General features: G+C 72.3%; 12 protein-coding genes. 8 read left to right on the top strand and 4 right to left on the bottom strand.

Going from position 1 to position 18,061, the window contains the following annotated elements; genetic code table 11:
• Window positions 1–214: 214 nt before the first annotated feature.
• A complete protein-coding gene (locus tag NQZ70_RS01815; protein WP_207217716.1) occupies window positions 215–1,591 on the bottom strand; it encodes a serine hydrolase in 1,377 nt (458 codons plus the stop codon).
• Window positions 1,592–2,602: 1,011 nt separating this feature from the next.
• Here NQZ70_RS01815 and NQZ70_RS01810 point away from each other — a divergent pair.
• From NQZ70_RS01810 to NQZ70_RS01775, 8 genes are all read left to right on the top strand, one after another.
• Window positions 2,603–3,661, top strand: coding sequence for a polyprenyl synthetase family protein (locus tag NQZ70_RS01810; protein ID WP_129572677.1), 1,059 nt, complete (start codon window positions 2,603–2,605; stop codon window positions 3,659–3,661).
• Between the two features lie 7 nt (window positions 3,662–3,668).
• Window positions 3,669–4,226 (top strand): hypothetical protein, encoded by a 558-nt coding sequence (locus NQZ70_RS01805; RefSeq protein ID WP_272827595.1) that lies wholly within the window; start codon window positions 3,669–3,671, stop codon window positions 4,224–4,226.
• Window positions 4,210–4,803 (top strand): hypothetical protein, encoded by a 594-nt coding sequence (locus NQZ70_RS01800; RefSeq protein ID WP_129572676.1) that lies wholly within the window; start codon window positions 4,210–4,212, stop codon window positions 4,801–4,803. Before NQZ70_RS01805 ends, NQZ70_RS01800 begins: the two co-directional genes overlap by 17 nt.
• Complete coding sequence (locus NQZ70_RS01795; protein ID WP_129572675.1) at window positions 4,800–5,870, top strand: hypothetical protein; 1,071 nt, start codon at window positions 4,800–4,802, stop codon at window positions 5,868–5,870. Before NQZ70_RS01800 ends, NQZ70_RS01795 begins: the two co-directional genes overlap by 4 nt.
• Window positions 5,871–5,880: 10 nt before the next feature.
• Window positions 5,881–6,285, top strand: a complete 405-nt coding sequence (locus tag NQZ70_RS01790; RefSeq protein ID WP_165373750.1) for a sterol-binding-like protein — start codon at window positions 5,881–5,883, stop codon at window positions 6,283–6,285.
• Complete coding sequence (locus NQZ70_RS01785; RefSeq protein ID WP_129572673.1) at window positions 6,282–10,202, top strand: CHAT domain-containing protein; 3,921 nt, start codon at window positions 6,282–6,284, stop codon at window positions 10,200–10,202. Before NQZ70_RS01790 ends, NQZ70_RS01785 begins: the two co-directional genes overlap by 4 nt.
• A gap of 4 nt (window positions 10,203–10,206) precedes the next feature.
• Window positions 10,207–11,937, top strand: coding sequence for a hypothetical protein (locus NQZ70_RS01780; RefSeq protein WP_129572672.1), 1,731 nt, complete (start codon window positions 10,207–10,209; stop codon window positions 11,935–11,937).
• Between the two features lie 231 nt (window positions 11,938–12,168).
• Entirely contained in the window at window positions 12,169–12,723 is a 555-nt protein-coding gene (locus NQZ70_RS01775) for a hypothetical protein (protein WP_129572671.1), read from the top strand.
• A gap of 281 nt (window positions 12,724–13,004) precedes the next feature.
• Here the strand turns inward: NQZ70_RS01775 and NQZ70_RS01770 are convergent, their stop codons facing one another.
• The 3 genes from NQZ70_RS01770 to NQZ70_RS01760 all read right to left on the bottom strand — a co-directional run bounded on the left by NQZ70_RS01770 (window position 13,005) and on the right by NQZ70_RS01760 (window position 17,910).
• The gene (locus tag NQZ70_RS01770) at window positions 13,005–14,594 is read right to left on the bottom strand and encodes an IS1182 family transposase (protein ID WP_129572542.1); all 1,590 of its coding nucleotides are present in this window, start codon (window positions 14,592–14,594) and stop codon (window positions 13,005–13,007) included.
• A gap of 340 nt (window positions 14,595–14,934) precedes the next feature.
• Window positions 14,935–15,744 carry a hypothetical protein gene (locus NQZ70_RS01765; RefSeq protein ID WP_237244918.1) on the bottom strand — a complete coding sequence of 270 codons (810 nt, stop codon included), beginning with the start codon at window positions 15,742–15,744 and terminating at the stop codon, window positions 14,935–14,937.
• 576 nt (window positions 15,745–16,320) lie between these two features.
• Window positions 16,321–17,910 (bottom strand): hypothetical protein, encoded by a 1,590-nt coding sequence (locus NQZ70_RS01760; protein ID WP_129572669.1) that lies wholly within the window; start codon window positions 17,908–17,910, stop codon window positions 16,321–16,323.
• Window positions 17,911–18,061: the final 151 nt, after the last annotated feature.

Below are 18,061 nucleotides of genomic sequence, written 5' to 3'. Positions count from 1 at the left end.
GTTGGGTGCGGGCGCCCTCGGCTCGCTGCGGCGAGCCGGCGGCTGGCGCGCCTGGCCTCGCTGCGTTCATGGGAGAGCGCCGTTCGATTTCGTGACTCTGTTCCCGGACTCGAGAGGATCGTTCATGCCTCGATACGATTTTCTCTTCGATGCGCCGCTGTGGAGCGTGCCAGTGCGGCTGTCGTGATCACCCGCGCATGGGCGCGCCCGGGGCTCAGTCGCACAGGGCGGTGTCGGCGAGCGCGAGGACGTTGGCGTACACGGCGTACGCCTGCTCGCGGGTTTGCACGCTGGGCACGGCGGAGGGCAGCGCCGTGACGGCGACGGTGACGGCGCGGCCGTCCTCGGCCACGCCGCCGCTGGTCTCGTAGCCGGGGATGTCGCCGCCGTGGCCCCAGAGGACGCCGCCGCAGCGCAGCGGGAGGCTGCTCAGGCCGAGGCCGTACCGGTAGCCGGGCCACTGGTCGGATGCGTCCACGGTGGCGCGCATCTCCTCGAGCTCCGCCGGATCGAGGAGCTCGCCGCCGAGCAGGGCGGTGAAGAAACGGTTCATGTCGCTCGGGGTGGAGATCATGTTTCCGGAGGCCCCGGCGATGGACGGGTCCAGCTCGGTGACGTCGCGCAGCGGCTCGCCGAGGTTCGCGTGATAGCCCCTGGGATGGCACCCCCGGATGTCCTGCTCGCCGACTCCGGGAACGTAGGTGTCGCGCAGCCCGACGCGATCGATGATCCGGCGCGTGATCTCCTCGGCCAGAGGGCGGCCGGTGACCTTCTCGACGAGCAGGCCAGCGATGATGTAGTTGGTGTTGCTGTACGCCCATTCGGTGCCGGGAGCTTTCCCGGGCTGCGTCAGCGCCAGATCGAGCAGAGCGCGGGGCTGGACGTAGGTGCGAATGGCGTTGAAGAGGTCGTCGCCCAGGAGCAGCCCGACGAAATCGGGCAGCCCGCTCGTGTGCTGCAGCAGGTGCCGGACCGTGATCTCGCGGCCGTCGATCCCCTCGCCGCGGATCAGGTCCGGCAGGTACGTCTCGATCGGCGCGTCGAGGTCGATCTTGCCCTCGCCGACGAGCTGCAAGACGACGACGGCGGTGAAGGGCTTGCTGTTGCTCCCGATGCGCACCTGCCCGTCGACAGGCACCTTCGCCTGGGTCTCCAGGTCGCCGACGCCGGCCGTGTAGTGACGGGTCTTCCCCTCCAGATCGCGGACGGCGACGAGCACGGCGGGGAACTTGTCGTCGCGGATCAGGCGGTCCATGGCTTGCTGGACGGGATCGTTCGGATCGGTGTTGGCCTCGATCGTGGAGTCACCGGCGCACTCGCCCGACGGTCTGCCGCCGCCGCCGCCGGCGTCTTCGCCGCCGCCGCCGGTCTCATCGCCGCCGGCGCCGCTCGTGGCGCCCCCGCCGCCCGTGCCGCTCGCGGCGTCCGTGCTCGCCGGGGTGCCGTCGGCGTCGGAGCAGCCCGCGAGCAGGGGCGAGGCGCCGAGCAGCGACGAGACGAGGATCATCGAGAACACCCCTCGCAAGCACGTCGCTGCCGCGCCGGCGCCCTGCGTTCTCGGAGAAGTGACGTGATGGTCGATGGCTTTCATGATCAGCTCCTGGTCGTGTGCGGGCGTCCCCGGATCACCAGCGCTCGCCCGCGGCTCGCGCCGGGCGTCGCCATGTGGATTGAAGGGCGCCGTTCGATTTCGGAGCTCTGTTCCCGGACTCGTGAGGATCGTTCATGTCCGGAGGCGAACTTCTCTTCAGAACGCCACCGGAGGTTCACTGAGCGGCGTCGGGCGCGCTCTACCAGGGAATCCTGCGCGTGAGCTCGCGCCTCGGCGCGGATGTGCGCTTCGTCGAGCGGCGCCTCAAGCGCTCTCTGGATCTGGAAGAGGGTGGGCCGAGGGCCGGGCGGCTCGTCGAGGCCTCCGCCTCCTGAACGACGCGGAGCTAGTCAGTCGACCGCACGCCGCCCAGCCCGCTTCCACGGCGCTGGCCCGCGCTTCGCCCGGAACATCGCTGAAACGCGAGCAGCGATGGCCAACGTGGCCGCGCCGATGAGCGATGCTGTGGCAGCGCCCTGATGTCCGGGTTTCCTCAAGCCAAACTTCATGTGCATGTGCAGGCCCTCGTCAGGATGAGATGGTTTGTCGTTGGCTCGAGGGAACGAAGCGCGGTCGGCAGGCAGCCAGGGAGACGCGCGTCGGCCCAGAGCACACGAGCGACAGCCCTCCGCCCGATTCCGGGCAGCTCACCGGACTGGATGCCGCCACGGCGGACAAGCCTTCACATGATTTTGCTGGCGTCTCCTGGTGCCCCTCCGCTCGACCGCATGGTGGCAATGTTGCTGCGGAGATGGTTTCATTACGATGAGGCTTGATATTTACAGCCAGCAGCCGAGCGCGGCCGCTGGGTCCTGGGGCCGGACGGCTCCCCTTGAGCGCCGGCCCGGTGGGGATCCCGGGGGACGAGGCGCCGCAGCGCCGGCGCGCGCGTGCGCGCGTCGGCCGCTGGCGGAGGGGGCGCCGGCGCGTTGACGCCCGTGCTCGGCGCCCTCCAGAATGGACGGATCCGGGGGACGGCGCGGGCGACGGCGGCGCCGAACCCGGGACGCGATGACGCCGGCGGAGCTGCACCTTTACCTCGACGAATGCCGCGAGCTCGTGACGGCCGAGATCCGCCGGATCATCCCCGCCGATCCGCGCCGCGGGGCGGCGCTCTACGATCTCATGCTCGACTACCCGCTGCGGGAGGCCAAGGGCCTCCGCCCAGCGCTGTGCATCGCGGCCTGCCGCGCCCTCGGCGGGAAGCTCGAGGCGGTGCTGCGCTCGGCGGCGGTGCTCGAGCTCTACCACAACGCCTTCCTCATCCACGACGACATCGAGGACGAGTCGCTCCTGCGCCGCGGCGGGCCGACGCTGCACCGCGCGTACGGCGTGCCGGTCGCGGTGAACGTGGGCGACGCCATGCTCGCCCTCTCGCTCCAGCCGCTCCTCGACAACATCGAGACGCTCGGCCTCGGCCCCGCGCTGCGCATCCTGCAGGCCGTGGCGCGGATGACGCGCGAGTCCGTGGAGGGGCAGGCCATGGAGCTCGACTGGGTCCGGCGGGCAGCGTGGGACCTGGCCGATGAGGACTATGTCACGATGGTCGAGCAGAAGACGTGCTGGTACAGCTTCATCACCCCGATCGCGATCGGGGCGATCGCGGCGCGGCTCGATCCAGGCCGGATCGAGGCGCTCTCGAGCTTCGCGCGGCGGCTCGGCGTCGCGTTCCAGATCCAGGACGACATCCTGAACCTCGCCGGCGACGTGGGCGAGTACGGTAAGGAGATCGGCGGCGACCTCTGGGAAGGGAAGCGAACGCTGATCCTGCTGCATGCCCTGCGCCACGCGGCGGCCGAGGATCGCGCCGAGGCGCTCCGGATCCTGGCGCTGCCCCGGCACGGGTCGGCGGCCGAAGCGGGGGCCCGCGTCAAGACGCCGGACGAGGTGCGCTTCTTGCGAGCGCTGATCGAGCGAACCGGCAGCATCGACCACGCTCGGGCCGTGGCGAGCGCCTGGGCGGGCGAGGCCCAGCGCGCCTTCGACGGCTGCGCGGCGTGGCTCCTGCCCGGGGTCCACCGCGATCTGCTCCAGAGCCTGATCCAGTACGTGCTCGAGCGCGTGAGGTGAACGAACGATGATCGACCTGCTCCGGATGCTGCCCGCGCTGTACCCCGCGCCGCCCGCCGAGGACGGCGGCGCCCGCGAGCGGCCCGCCCTCTTCGATCTGATCCGGCTCCAGGCGATGATCTACGAGGAGTCGAGGCGCCTCCAGGACCTGCTCTTCGAGCGCCTGCTCGCGCCGGCCGCCGCCGGGCCGGGCGAGGGGGGCGAGGGGGGCGAGGGCGCGGGGGCGCTCCCGGCGATCTTGCGCCGGGCGCAGCTGCTCGTGCTGAAGCATCCGGTCGCCGCGCAGGCCGCGTTCGCGGCGCTGATCGCGGAGGGGCGGCGGTTCGCCGCGACGCCCGAGGGGGCGGAGTGGGCCGCGGCCCTCGCGGGGTCGGACCTGGTCCGCCGGGGCCGGCAGGTCTGGGACGCGGTCGGGATGAACATGCTCGAGGACGATCCGGACGCGATCCTCCCGTCGGCGTACCTCGAGGCGCTGCTGCGGGCGGCGCGATCGCCCGACCTCGAGGCCGCGCTCCGTGGGCTTTACGATGCGACGAAAGGAGATCCGCTTGGCGCTGCTCGATAGCGTCCGGGACGCGTCCGCGGAGGGCAACGTGCCCCTCCACCTACTCCTCGGGCTGGTCTCCTTCGCGCGCCGGCTCGACCGGCTGCTCGGCGCGCCCGGCACGCCGGCGCCGCAACCTGGGTCGGTGGCGGGCACGCCGGCGCCGCAACCTGGGTCGGTGGCGGGCGCGCCGGCGCCGCAACCTGGGTCGGTGGCGGGCACGCCGGCGCCGCAACCTGGGTCGGTGGCGGGCGCGCCGGCGCCGCCGCCGGCGCCGCAACCTGGGTCGGTGGTGGGCACGCCGGCGCCGCAACCTGGGTCGGTGGAGCCGGGGTCGGTGGAGCCGCCGCCCAGGGCGATGGAGCCGCGGACAGGCGCGGCGGCGTCCCCGGAGGGCGCCGCGACGGACGCCCGTAGCCACGCGCTGATCTACCTGCTGCTCGGCGCGATCTCGGTGCGGCGCACCCTCTTCGCGGAGCTCGTTCCGCTGCGGGAGGCACGCCGGGAGCAGGTGCGCCGGGAAGGGGCGCGCCGGGAGGACCGCGGCGCCCCCGATCCCGCGGCGGCCGTTCGCGGGCTCCGGAGCCTGCTCCGGTGACCGCCGCGCTCCCCTTCCCCTCCCCGGCGCCGCGCGTCTCGGCGACGCTCGCCGCCACCGACTACTTCCGGCGCTCCCCCGCGCGGCTCCGCGGGCGAGCGGATCACAAGGAGTGGCAGCACTTCCTCGTCCACACCGAGGGCGCCCACCTGCTCGTCAACTTCAACCTGGTCGACGATCGCTGGGCGCCGGACCCGCGGCGCGCCGAGGTCGCGCGCCTCATCGCGCTGGCGCGCACGGACGCGTGGGACGGCGGCGTCGATCGCTTCGCGGACGGCGAGGTCGAGGTGGTCTCGGGCCGCATCGACGCGCGCTTCGGGGAGAGCTGGCTGCGGTTCGATCGAGGGCGCTACCTGCTCTCGATCGCGCTCCGCGACCGCCCCCTCGCCGCCGAGCTCGAGCTCGTGCCGACCACCACCCCGGCGCTCTCGGCGAACCAGCCGCTCTCCCCCGAGCGGAGCCTCTCGTGGCTGTTCGTGCCGCGCCTGGTCGCGCGCGGCACCATCACGGCCGGCGGCGTGACCCGCCGCGTGGAGGCCGCGCCCGCGTACCACGATCACAACTGGGGCCACTTCCTCTGGGGCGACGATTTCTCGTGGGAGTGGGGCTCGGCGCTGCCCTGGGATCCCGCGAACGCGTGGAGCGTCGTGCACGTGCGGATGACCGACCGCGGCCGGTCGGCGGCGCGCTACCAGGGCCTGTTCCTGTGGCGGGAAGGCGAGCCGCTGCGGGTCTTCCGGGACGAGGAGATCCGCGTCGCGTACGACGGCTGCTTCGACGTGGGGCGGCCGCTCCGGGTGCCGCGGGTGATGGCGCTGCTCGCCCCCGGCCTAGCAAGCGACGTGCCGCGCCGGATGGAGGTCGTCGCGCGCGGCGACGGGGACGAGCTCCGCCTGCGCTTCGCGCCGGACGCCGTGGCCCAGGTTGTGATGCCGAGCGAGCGCGAGCTCGAGGCGGTGACGGTGCTCAACGAGGTGAGCGGGCGAACGGCGCTCTCAGGGCGCGTCCGCGGGGTAGAGGTGGCCATGGAGGGCCCAGGTGTCTTCGAGTTCCTCCGCGACGGATGATCGGGGCCCGGTGGCGCGCCTGCTCGCCGAGTCGCTCGCGGCGCTCGCCGCCGAGCTGCCGGAGGCCCACGCGCGGGTGAGCGCGCGGCTCGCCGGCCGGCCGGTGGCGATCCGGGTCGACGGCGAGCGCTTCGCGGTCGAGGCGGACGGCGGCGCGCCGCAGGTGCGCGCGGCGGGCGCGGGCGAGGAGGTGGCGGCGGCGGTGCGCGTCGCGACGAGCCGGCGCGCGATCCTCGACGTGCTCGACGCGCGGCGCTCGCTCGCGGAGGCGGTGCTCGCGGACGAAGTCGAGGTGGTGGGCGCGCTGGAGCGGCTGGTGGAGGCGCGCGAGGCGCTGCTCGCGTACGTGCACGGCGCGGTGCGGTCCCCCTCGTTCCCGGCGCTGCTCGAGCGGTTCCGGAGGCTCGCGCCGTGAGCGCCGGCGGGGAGCGCACCGGAAGCGCGGGCGACGCGCGCGCCGAGAGCGCCGCCGGGGATCCCCTGCGCGGGCCGCGCGAGATCGAGGTCCACCTCGCGCGCACCGAGGACGCGGGCGATCCCTTCTCCTTTCCTTACGGTCCCGGTCGCCACGGCACCGTCGGGTATCTCCGCACCCGCGCCGACGGCACCTCGGCGGACGCGCATTTCGCGTGGGACGAGGGGGTCTTCGCCGACCTCCTCGACCTCCGCAGCCCGACGCCGGATCCGGGGCGGCTCCCTAACCTGGGAGCTCGCCTCCGCCGCTTCCTGGGGCGCCTCGGGTGGGACGCCGACGAGCGGCTGCTCGAGGACCCGCGCCATCCGGTCCAGGTGACCCTCGAGCTCGGCGCGGCCGAGCTGTTCGCGCTGCCGTGGGAGGCCGTGGAGCTCCCGTCCGGCGCGCGCCTCGGCAAGCTGCCGCATTGCCTGATCCGGTACGCGTGGCCGGGCAGCGCGACAGCGCCGCGGGCGCCGGATCCGCCGCCCGAGCACGGGCGAATCCTCGTCGCCTGGTCCGCGAGCGGGATGGGCGTCCCCCACGAGGAGCAGATCGCCTCCATCCGCGGCGCCTACCGCGACGGCGGCCACCCGGACGGAGGCGGCAGCGTGATCGAGCTCGGCGACGCGTCGCTGCGGACGCTCGGCGAGGCCCTCGCGGCGCACGCCCCGGTGCACATATTGCACCTCGTATGCCACGGCGGCTCGGTGGCGTCGGAGCGCGCCGCCTACGGGCTGCGCCTCCGGACCACGGACGGCGCCGGCTACGAGGTGGTCGAGGCCGAGCGGCTCGCCGACAAGCTCCGGCCGCACGCGGGCGTGCTGCGGCTCGTCGTGCTCTGCGCCTGCCACGGCGGCGACGCCGGCGAGATCGACAGCCGCCTCGGCAGCGTCGCCCTCGCGCTCCACCGCGCCGGCATCCCCGCGGTGGTCGCGTCGCGCTACCCGCTGTCGTGGGACGGCGCCGGCGCGCTCACGGAGGCGCTCTACCGGGAGCTCCTCGTCGCGCACGGCTCACTCGAGGGCGCGTTCGTCGCGGCGCGCGAGCGCCTCGCCGCGCTCGCGGCCGACGCGGGCGGCGTCGACTGGGCCTCCCTGCAGCTCTACGTCCGCGCCGCCGACGGGCCGGACCACCGGCCGGTTGTGCTCCGCCCCTACCGGGGCCTGCTCGCCTTCCAGCGCGAGCACGCGCGCTACTTCCACGGCCGGCAGGCGGAGATCGAGGAGGCGGTCTCGGACCTGATGCGGCTCGTCGAAGCGACGGACCGCGCGGCGCGGCGCTTCCTGATCGTCACCGGCGCCTCGGGCACCGGCAAATCCTCGCTGGTGCTGGCCGGCGTCGTCCCGGCGCTCAAGGCGCGCGACCCGCGGTGGATCGCTCCGCCGGCCCTGCGGCCGACCCCCGACTTTCGCGAGCGCCTCGCGCAGGCCCTCGCCGCGCGACAAGATCCCGCGGCGCCGCTCCTGCTCGTCGTCGATCAGTTCGAAGAGATTTTCACCATCTTACCGGACAAGACCACGCGCGAGGGTTTCCTCCGCGAGCTCTGGCGGCTCGCGGGGGACGCCGCCTCCGGCGTCAGCGTGATCGCCACGCTGCGCGTCGACTTCCTCGGTCGCTGCGGCGAGCTCCGGCTCGGCGACGGCGAGCCCGACCTGGAGCAGGTGGCCTACGATGAGGCGCACCGGATCTTCGTGCGGCGGATGCGGCGGGACGATCTCGCGGAGATCATCGAGCGGCCCGCGGCCCAGGTGGGCCTCGCCCTCGACGAGGGGCTCGCGGCGCAGCTGGTCGACGACGCGGGGGACGAGCCGGGCGCGCTGCCCCTGCTCGAGTACACGCTCGACGAGCTGTGGAAGCGAAGGAGGGGCCGGCGGCTCGCCCGCGAGGAGTACGAGCGGCTCGGCGGCGTCACGGGCGCGCTCGCCCGGAGGGCCGACGCGATCCTCGACGGGCTCGACGAGGTCCGCCGGCGCGCCGCGCGCCGCCTCCTGGTCCAGCTGGTCGACGCGCGCGACGACGCCGCCCTGAACACCCGGCGGCGGCGCCGGCTGGAGGAGCTGCGCCGCGGGCCCGACGCCGAGGCCGCGGTGTTCGACGAGGTGCTCGCCCTGCTCGCCGCCGAGCGGCTCGTGGTCGTCGGCGGCGACGAGGAGCGGAGCGCCGAGATCGCCCACGAGCAGCTCATCCGGAGCTGGGGCCGGCTGCGCGGCTGGGTGAGCGAGGACCGGAAGATGACCGCGGATCTCGAGCTGCTCGCGGCGTGGACGGCCGAGGCGAGCGCGTACGATCACCTGCTCGAGGGCAAGCGGCTCGCCGCCGCGCAGGAGCTCCTCAGCCGCCACGAGCACGAGATCGAGCCCGGCGCGCTGTCGCTCATCGCGCGCAGCAAGGAGGCCGAGGCGCGGCGGCGGTGGCGGGCGTGGGCGGCGGGGATCGCGGCCGGCATCCTTGCCGTGGTGATGGGCGTGCTGGCGTCCGTGGCGTGGTCGAAGAGCACGGCGGCGACCGAGGCGGCGATGGCGGCCGAGCGCGCCGCGGAGGAGGCCAGGCAAAGGACGATCGAGGCGCGGGACGCGGCGCTGATGGCCGGGGTGCGGGAGCTCGCCTCGCGCGATCAGCCGGCGCGGGTGAGCGAGCTGCTGCTCGAGGTCGCGGCGCCGGAGCGGGCGCGCGGCTTCGCCCAGCTCGCGCTCGACGCGCTCTCGACCACGGCGCCCTGGAGGACGCCGCCGGGGCTCGTGATCCACGCCGCGGCGTTCCGCGCGGACGGAGCGTGCCTGGTCGTCACGGGCCGCCACGACAACGAGGTGCAGGTCCGGGAGCTCGGCGGCGCGGGCAAGATCCTCATGACCAAGGCGTTCCCCGTGATGGCTCGCCTCGCGACGTTCAGCCCGGATCGCCGGCGCGTCGCGGTGTTGGTCGGGCTGGACGCGGTCCACGTGCTTGAGCTCGATGGCGCGGGCGCGGCGCTGCAGCTCGCGGGGCCCGCGCACGTCGCGGCGTTCAGCCCGGATGGCAGGCGCCTCGTCACCGACCCCCACCCCACGGGGATGATCGTGCGGATCTGGGAGCTCGACGGCTCGGGGAAATTCGTCGACCTCGAGGGGCACACGGGCAGCATCTACGCCGCGGCGTTCAGCCCCGACGGCAAGCGCCTCGTCACCACGTCGCGCGACGGAACCGCGCGGGTCTGGGAGCTCGACGGATCGGGCCGGTCTCGCGAGCTCAAGGGGCACGCGGGCACGGTCACCTCCGCGGCGTTCAGCCCGGATGGCAAGCGCCTCGTCACCACGTCCGAGGATCGCACGGCGCGGGTCTGGGAGCTCGACGACCCGGCGAGGTCCCGCGAGCTCAGGGGGCATACCGCCCCGGTTTATGACGCGGCGTTCAGCCCGGATGGGGAGCGCGTCGTCACGGTGGCGTCCGAGGCGACCGTGAGGGTCTGGACGCTCGACGGCCCGGGCGAGGTCCTCGAGCTCAAGCGGCACACGGGCGTGGTCACCTCCGCGGCGTTCAGCCCGGATGGCGGGCGCCTCGTCACCGCCTCGAGCGACGCTCGGGCGCTGGTCTGGGAGCTCGAGCGCCCGGGCGAGGTCCTCGAGCTCCGAGGGCACGCGGCCCCCCTCCGCGGCGCGAAGTTCAGCCTCGACGGCGAGCGCGTGGTCACGGTCTCCGAGGACGGCAGCGCGCGCCTGTGGCCCGTCACCCTCCGCGGCCTGCGGCGGCGGCTCCAGGAGGCGACCCCTTCCTGCTTGCCGCCCGAGATGCGCGCGCTCTACGCCGGAGAGAGCGAGGCCGAGGCCCGCGCGCAGCACGAGGCCTGCGAGCGATCCCACGGCCGTACCCCCGGAGCGCCCGCCGCCCCGCGCCCCTGACCCCATGCCCCTCCACCTCTTCCTCGCCCACGCCGACACCCAGGAGCCTGTGCTCTCCGGCGGTCTGCCGCAGGACGCGGTCGACGCGCCACCGAGGCCGGCGGCGCGGTCGCGCAAGCCCACCCACCTGGCCGAGCGCAGCGGCCTGCCCGACGCGCTGCCCGCGCAGCGCTGGGGCCTGGTCGTGCCCCGCGGCGACGCCGGCAGGCGTCTCGTCGACCGGATCGCCCCGCTCCGGGACAAGCGGCGCGAGGATCAGCATGCCCAGGTTAAGATCTACGAGGTCGAACCCGGCATGGATGCCGAGGCGGCGAGCCGCTGGATCGGCCAGGACTACCGGGATGAGGTCGGCCGCCAGGCCACCGACCTGCCCCGCTATCTCCTCATCCTCGGCGGCCCGGACCTCGTCTCGTGGGAGCTCCAGCAGATGCTTGGCGGCGAGGCGTTCGTCGGCCGGCTCGCGTTCACCGACGAGCGGGGCGACATCGACGAGCGGGCCTACGAGGCGTACGTGGCCAAGCTGCTCCGCTGGGAGCGGCAGGGCGAGGAGGAGTTCGCCCGGGGCGCGCCCGCGATCCTCTACACGGCGCGGGACGGCACCGGCGCGATCGCCGAGGGGCACGAGCACCTGATGAAGCCGCTCCGCTCGGCCGCAGAGGCGCTGCGGCGGAAAGGCAGGTTCCCCGCCGCAGACCTCATCGAGATCGGCGGCGGCGAGGGCCGCTTCTCGGACGACGATCTCCTGGATCACGCGCACGACCTGCTGGCGCGGGCCGAGCGCGCCGAGGCCGGGCTGCTGTTCTCGATGAGCCACGGCCTGGGCCTGCCCGCGAGCGGGCGCTGGGCCTCGCCCGAAGAGCAGCGCCGGCTGCAGGGGGCGATGAAAATCAGCCGGAGCAACGATCGGATCGCGGCGAAGGATCTCCGGGGCCGGAAGTTCCTGCCCGGCGGCCTGTGGCTGTTCTTCGCGTGCTTCGGCGGAGGCACGCCCGCGCGGAGCACCTACCTTCCGTGGCTGGAGCAGCTCGCGGCCCTGGGGCTCCACGACGGCCACGCGCAGGGCGTGCTCTCGGCGCTGCCCCGGGAGGGGGAACGGCCGTTCGTGGCCGCGCTGCCCCAGCAGGCGCTCGCCAACCCCGACGGGCCGCTCGGGGTGATCGGCCACGTGGACCTGAGCTGGACGTGGAGCTTCCAGGACGGCATCGCGACGGCCGGCGGCGGGGCCCCGCGGCCCCGGCACGAGCGCTTCCAGGAGGCGCTGCGGTCGGCGGTGAACGGCCACCGCTTCGGGGTGGTGCACCACGAGATCGCGAGCTTCTTCGGCGAGATCGACCGGAACCTCACGGCGATGTACGAGAAGGACGCAGCCTCGCCCGGCGGCGCCGACGACGGCGCGCGGAGGGCCAGGCGGGCGGATTTGTGGATGCAGCGGCAGGATCTGTCGGCGTACGTGCTGCTCGGCGATCCGGCGGCGCGGCTGCCCGTCGCGCGCGTCCCACCGGGAGTCGCTGTCGCCGTCCGCGGGGCCGCGCCGCAGGGGAGCGCGGCCGCTGGAGCCGCAGCGTCGAGGGCGCCGCGGGATCCGCGGGAGATGGAGGCTGCGGTGCTCGCTTACCTGGGCGGCGGCGAGGCGGAGCCGGTCGCCGCGCAGCACGGCACGTCGTGCGAGGAGCTCTTGCGGTGGGTGGAGACGTACAGGGAATGGGGGCGGCGGGGGCTCGCGGCGCGCGGGTAGCTTCGCTCCGAGGTGGCGGACCTGGCGGTGCGCCTGGCGGCCGCCAGGCCCCGGAGAGCGGAGCGGCCTTCGAAATGCGGCAAAAAGCCTAGGCACGCCGCTCGCAAAGAGCGCCTCCGAAACGCCGCGAGGTCCGACCTCGCGCTGCCTCGCCGTCGCGGGGCAGCGCGGAGGCCCGGCAGCGGCGATAACTCGAGCCGGCGCCGCGCGTCGCGCTCGATGGAGGCACGCATGTTGGTTCGTCACTCCCTGTGCACGCTTCTCCCGGTTCTCGCGCTCGCCTGCTCCGCCGCGCACGGCGCCGTCCCGCAGCCACCGGAGGACGCCGCTCCGCAACCAGGCGGCACCGGGGCTCCGGCCGGCTCGACCGGCGCGCAGAGCTTCATCGACGCGGGGTCATACTTCGCGAGCTCGGCCGAGATCGACGCCTGGTACGCGCTGCTCCGCGATCTGGACGACGATTTCGACGCCGTGTGCGGCGACACCTTCTGCGAAGGCGAGTACAGCAATTACAAGCCGCTGCGATTCCGCTGCTCCGTCGAGGAGCACGCCGCGACGATAGGCCGCTGTGTGTGGGTCCTCGCTGCGAGCAACGAGGAGGTCCTGCCTTCCACGGGCGATGTGGAGGTGGACGCCAGGATCTTCCTCTGCGAGGTGCCTGTCGCCCCGGATACCGCCGTGGTCGACCTCGTGGCGGCGCTCTCGGCGCCGGGAGCTCGGTCGATCGACACCGCGCTCCCCGGGACGGACAGGTCGATTTACGACGGTCTCGTCGATTGCCTCTGACGGCTCGCCGGCGTCGGCCAGCGTGCATATCTAAGCGCGCCAGCTAGGGCGCGCGGCCAATCCGCACACCGAAATACGTGGGGCCCCACGCAGCCGCGCGCGGGTCGAGCTCCGGCCGCGCGAGACCCGAGAACGCGACGTCCGCGCACACGAGCCAGATCGACGACGACCTCTCGGCCGCGACCTGGCGCGCGATCGCCAACGTGAGTCGAACCCAGGCAACGTGAATCGAACCCAGGCTAGAGCGCCGAACATGTTGAAAACCATCTAATTCCAATGGTTTACGCCGCCTCCTGCATCAGCCGCTGGGCCGCTTCGAGGTTTTGGATCGCCGCTGCGCGGCGGAGGTCGAACAGGTTTCTCCTGGCGCCGATGTAGCGCGCGCTGTGTCCTTTCCGCGCTGCGATGTGGGCGAGCGCATGCTCCACAGCTGTCCGCTGCCGGAGCACCTCGCGCCCCGGCCCGGTCTGCTGCAGCTTCCGGAACTTGCGCTGCAGGGCTTCGTCCTTGGCGATCGATACCGTCCGACCTCGTCCGGAAGCGGCCTGGGTGCACTTAGCTCGCAGAGGGCACGCGCCGCACTCCTCAGGATCAAACTCGACCGTGTCGCCCGGTTCGAATACCTCGACCTGTCCTGCCGGACACGTGATCGTCTTGGCGCGCAGGTCGATCTTGAAGTCGCGCTTGCTGAACAAACCGGGGCTGCGAGCCCGCTGGCCCCAAGGTTTCGAGAACACCTGGCCGCCCGCGCGGAGCACGTCGTCAACGACCGGGCTGTTCACGTAGGCGCGATCGATGTGAAGCTCGACCAGACGTAGCCCCTGATGCTGGACGTCCTCGGCGAGCGGCGCGGCGCCCTCTTCTTCAGGCCGATTCGCTGGTGTGACGGCGCAGGCGACGATGACGGGAAGGTCAAGGTCGCGTGCGATGTGTTCCTTGTAGCCGTCGAACCGCTTCGAGCGGCTTTTGCGGCCGTGGCGCATCTCGACATCCTCAATGGAGACACGGCGGTCGGGCGCAACGCCTTGCCGGATGCGAATCGTGCCATCCTCGGCTGTTTCCAGGTCCTGGTTTCGAACCTGTGTGAGCGCATCAAGATAGGTGCGAAGTGGCTGCTCGACGACGTCGTCCAGATGCCGGTCCACCCACTGCTGCAGCGACGAGACCTGCCGCTCCAGGATCTGGACCGCCGCCGCTTTCTGCTTCGGGTCGCTCCAGTCGAGGTCGAGCCCGGCCTTGATGCTGGGCGCCAGAAGCAGCGGGATGCCCGCCTTGCGGCAGATCTCCTCGGCAGGACGCCCGGTGATCTTCGACACGACGCCGACGATGCTGCGCGCAGCATGGCCGAGCAGGTTGATCGTGTCCTCAACCCGCCCGGCCCCCGCTAAAGGGCGGCTGTCGATGGCCACGCGCAGCGCTTTGGACACCGCACGCCTCTCGCCCTCCGTCATCGCGCCGGACCGAACGAGCGCCACGGTCCGCTCCAGCAGCACTCGGTCCATCTCGTGCGCTACCATCCGCTCCCGGAACGCCTGCAGCGCGCCCTGCGAGAACGGAGGCGTGGCCGCACCCAGACAGCCGAGCACCATCTGCCAGCGCAGGTCGACGACGGACAGCTCCACCGCCTCGGCATCGGATGCGCCGACGTAGCCCTGGAGCAGCGTGACCATGCACATCAGCGCCGGCGGATGCGGCGGCTCGCCTGCCCCCGTCATCCGGTACATGCCCTCCAGCTGCTCCTGGAACGTCTCATCAAACAGCTCGTGCCGGTGCAGCCTGAGAAAGCCGAACAGGGCTCTCACGCGTGTCAGCCGCTTCATCAGCGACTGCTCCTGCCGCGACAGCTCCACCGGCGGCGACCATCGTTCCATCCGTGAACCTCCGGCCGCGGACGAGATCATGGCCCGGCGAGACGGTCGAGCCTTCCATCGAAGCGCCGGGGATTGTCACAAAATCAACCTGATCGGTGCTCTAGTACTTCCCCGACGGCTTGCACGAGACGTCGGGGAGCGCCGGAGCCCGCACGAGCAGTCGCGCAGCGCGGCGCTACCGAGCGTCTATCACGGCTCGGCTGCGTCGACCTGGAACCGGCAGCGCGCCTCTGACCGCCGCGCCGCAGGCCATCGCGTCGTTGACTGTTCCGTAGGCAGTGCGCCGCGCTCTGGTCGCGATATACGGCCGGTTCCTGAGTACTACGCCTGGTGACCGTCGCTACGACGGGGGGTCGCAGCAGGCGCCGTGGAACACACGCATCATGTAGGTGCCCTCTGGAAAGCGTGTTGTTCGATCGCCGCTTCTCCAGCGACTCAGCGCCCTCCGGTACATGCTCCGAAAGGCGCGGAGCCTCGCGATGGCTGCCTTGCGATCGTGGGGATCGCTCACCCTGACAGTCGGCCGGCGACGGCGGAGCGGCTCCGGTGTGGCCGCCCGCTGCCAAGGTGACATCGCCCGCGCCCCGTCGGCGCCGAGGAACGTGCCGCCGCTCTCGCGGACCTTCGATCGTGCCCGCCGAACGTTGCGCGCAACGAGTACGCGAAGGCGTCGATCGATGGTCTCCGCGTCCAGCTCGCGGAGGACGGGCGGCACGGTGCAGTCGATGCGCGCCCGCTCGGGCAGCCTGGCGCCGTGCCGGCGGAAGTAGACCTCAGGCATCGCCGCGACGTGGCGCTCGCCGAGCCTTGTGGTGATCGCTCCCGGCCACTCCTCGGGAGACCGCACGAGGCCCGCGGCGGTCGGGTTGGTGATGACGTACGCGATCTTGTCAAGCACGTCCTCAGCGCCCTCGAGCGCGACGACGCTCGCGTGCTCCGCCGACCAGAAGTTCTCGGTTCGACTCAGGTATGCATTCATGCAGCTCGCGACGAGCCGGTGGAGGAGCTGCAGGAACTGGGGCAGGCGGGCCTCTGGATCGGTCAACACAGCGTGCCAGTGATTGGACATGACGACGAAGGCGTGGAGCTCGATGCCGGTGCGTTCGGCGGCCACCGCGAGACAGTAGAGGAACACCTGGTTCGTCTCCACGGAGGGCCGCAGCATCATCTGCCGTTGTGTGCAGCGCCTCGTCACCAGGTAGGTGGCGCCGGCAATGAGTCTCCGAGGAGCGGACATGCGGCTCCTGCCAGCACAATCCGTACCGTCACACGCACGCGAAATTGGCGGGAAGTGCGATGATCCCTTTGCGTATGGGGGTGGCGGCGCCATGGCGGATGTAGAGCCCATCATCCCCCCAAGCGGCCCCACCCCGCCATCCCGCGAAGCTGTCCCCATCCTCCGAGGCTGACCCAGGTTATTCCGCTCCAGGTTCCGCAGCCCGCCACGACCCAGGTTCCGCAGCCCGCCGTCCGCCGCAGGTGACATGCTCCTTCGAAAAAGATCCGGTCACAGCGACACTGGAAGTGAGAGCGCTCGCCCTCCCCGGGCGTCCGGGCTCAGAGCAGCCGGAGGCCGTCGAGCTCGATGCCCAGCGGCTGCCCCGCGGGCGCGCGCCAGCTCAGGTTCATGACGGCCCTCGGCGTCGAGATGCTCTTCTCGTGACCGCCCCCGGCGCCGCTCAGCCGAACACCGGGCGCGCGGCGCGCCCGGCGAGCCCTGCCGCGCTCAGTACATCAGGTTACCCTGGCCGAGCACGAACGTGATGTTCTGCCCGAACTGGGCCCGGGCGGTCGCCACGCGCGCGACGGCGTTCACGATGCGGTTGCGGCGCTCCACCGCCGAGCTGGCCGCGACGCCCTGGGCGATCTCGGTGCGCGCGAGGTCGAGCTGCTGCGACGCAGCGGGATACAGCGCCATCGGCGCCATCACCTCGATGGCATCGTCGATCTCGACGCGGGCGAGCTCCATCAGCCTCTGCTGCACGTCGGCGCGCGTGTTCGCGAAGCTGTCGACGAGCACCCGCGCCGCGTCCAGCCGTTGCTTCGCGATGTCGACGTTGAAGGCGGCGTTCAGCGCGCGCAAGAAACGAGCGATGGCGTTCGCGTCGAGCGGCGCGAGGTTGAGCGGGGTCCCGAAGCGCTGCTCGAGCTCCTGGGCGGCAGGCGACAAGTTGAACGGCGTCGAGGCGTAGAACGTGACGGCATCGTTGATGCCCGGATCCGCCCTGTCGTTGATCTGCAGGTTGTTGTGGAAGAAGGGCGGCGTGTCCGCGGCCTCGATCAGGGGCGGCGGGTTGAAGGTGCCGTTGCCGAACGAATTGGCGAAACCGATACCCGTGGCATCGAAATTGGGCGCTGGCAGGTCTCGCCCGCCGAAGCCGCCGTCCGCGAGGAACTCGCCCTCGAAGCTGCCCCCGTTCAGCGACGACCCCCTGTTGCGCGTGCCGGTGTCGAAGTTGCGGTTGTTGCCCGTGTCCTGGAAGTTCGCGCCGGCGTTGTGGTGGCACACGTTGCACCGCCCGCGGTCCGGATCCATGAACGCTTGCCGGCCGTCCTCCGCCTCCACATCGAACATGCGAACGCTCGCCAGATCGAGCTCGTTCAGCCGGCCCAGGCTGAGCTGGAAGGCCAGGGTCACGTCCTCTTCTTCCGGCGTCGGCAAGCGGAAATCGACGCCCGGCTCGCGGGCGAGGCGCTTCGGAAAATGCTGGGTGACCGCGTCCTTGAGGAAGCCGCGCAGCGTGCCGTCGCTCGATCCGTCCCCGCCCCAGCCCGTCCGCTCCACCGGCGGATTCGTCGTGCCGTCCCCCGAATCCGCCCGGATGCTGGTGCTCAGCGAAAGCACGTGGTTCACCCCGCGCGAGACGAACCGGTGCGTCGGATCGATGAAGCCGTCCACGTTCTCGAGGATGCCCGCGTCGTCCAGGAGGTCCGAGGTCTCGAGCTCGGCGAGCTCCGGCACCTCCCTGAAGACGAAGAGCGGGTCATCGGGGTTGGTCTGGTCCAGGGCCCTGATGAACTGCACGTCGAGCGTCGTGTTGTTGGCCACGGGGTGGCAGGTACCGCAGGTGCGGCCGTTGCCCTCGAACGTCTCGTGGAAGAAGACCCCCGCGCCCGCGCAGATGTCCTGCGAAACGAGCCCGGCGACCACGCGCGGATCCTGCGCGCATTGATCGAGCCGATCCGCCAGGGCGAGCGATTGTGAAACTTCGTCGAGGCGCTCCGGGCTCTCCTCCTCGGCATCCGAGCACCCCCCGGCGAACAGGGCCGCTCCGACCCCGCACGCCCATAGCAGCCCCATCTTCGAGATTCCCATCCAGGTATTCTCCGTTACAAGCGCGGTGCCCGACCGCCGTGACTGGTTGCGAGCGGTCGAGCGGCGCGTTCCAGCCATCCTTCAGCATGGTCGCCGAGCAGCCCGGGCCGCCCAGCGGCGCACCCCGGGCCTCGTGCCCCACTCCCCCGCA

Origin of the sequence: Sorangium sp. So ce836 (assembly GCF_028553905.1) — a bacterium.
GTDB lineage: Bacteria > Myxococcota_A > Polyangia > Polyangiales > Polyangiaceae > Sorangium > Sorangium cellulosum_D.
This window is presented reverse-complemented; position numbering and strand designations above follow the sequence as displayed.

Excerpts from the sequence above, each read along its gene's own strand:
- NQZ70_RS01815 (WP_207217716.1), bottom strand. The coding sequence starts at position 1,591 with ATGAAAGCCATCGACCATCACGTCACTTCTCCGAGAACGCAGGGCGCC.
- NQZ70_RS01810 (WP_129572677.1), top strand. The coding sequence starts at position 2,603 with ATGACGCCGGCGGAGCTGCACCTTTACCTCGACGAATGCCGCGAGCTC.
- NQZ70_RS01805 (WP_272827595.1), top strand. The coding sequence starts at position 3,669 with ATGATCGACCTGCTCCGGATGCTGCCCGCGCTGTACCCCGCGCCGCCC.
- NQZ70_RS01780 (WP_129572672.1), top strand. The coding sequence starts at position 10,207 with ATGCCCCTCCACCTCTTCCTCGCCCACGCCGACACCCAGGAGCCTGTG.
- NQZ70_RS01775 (WP_129572671.1), top strand. The coding sequence starts at position 12,169 with ATGTTGGTTCGTCACTCCCTGTGCACGCTTCTCCCGGTTCTCGCGCTC.
- NQZ70_RS01770 (WP_129572542.1), bottom strand. The coding sequence starts at position 14,594 with ATGGAACGATGGTCGCCGCCGGTGGAGCTGTCGCGGCAGGAGCAGTCG.
- NQZ70_RS01760 (WP_129572669.1), bottom strand. The coding sequence starts at position 17,910 with ATGGGAATCTCGAAGATGGGGCTGCTATGGGCGTGCGGGGTCGGAGCG.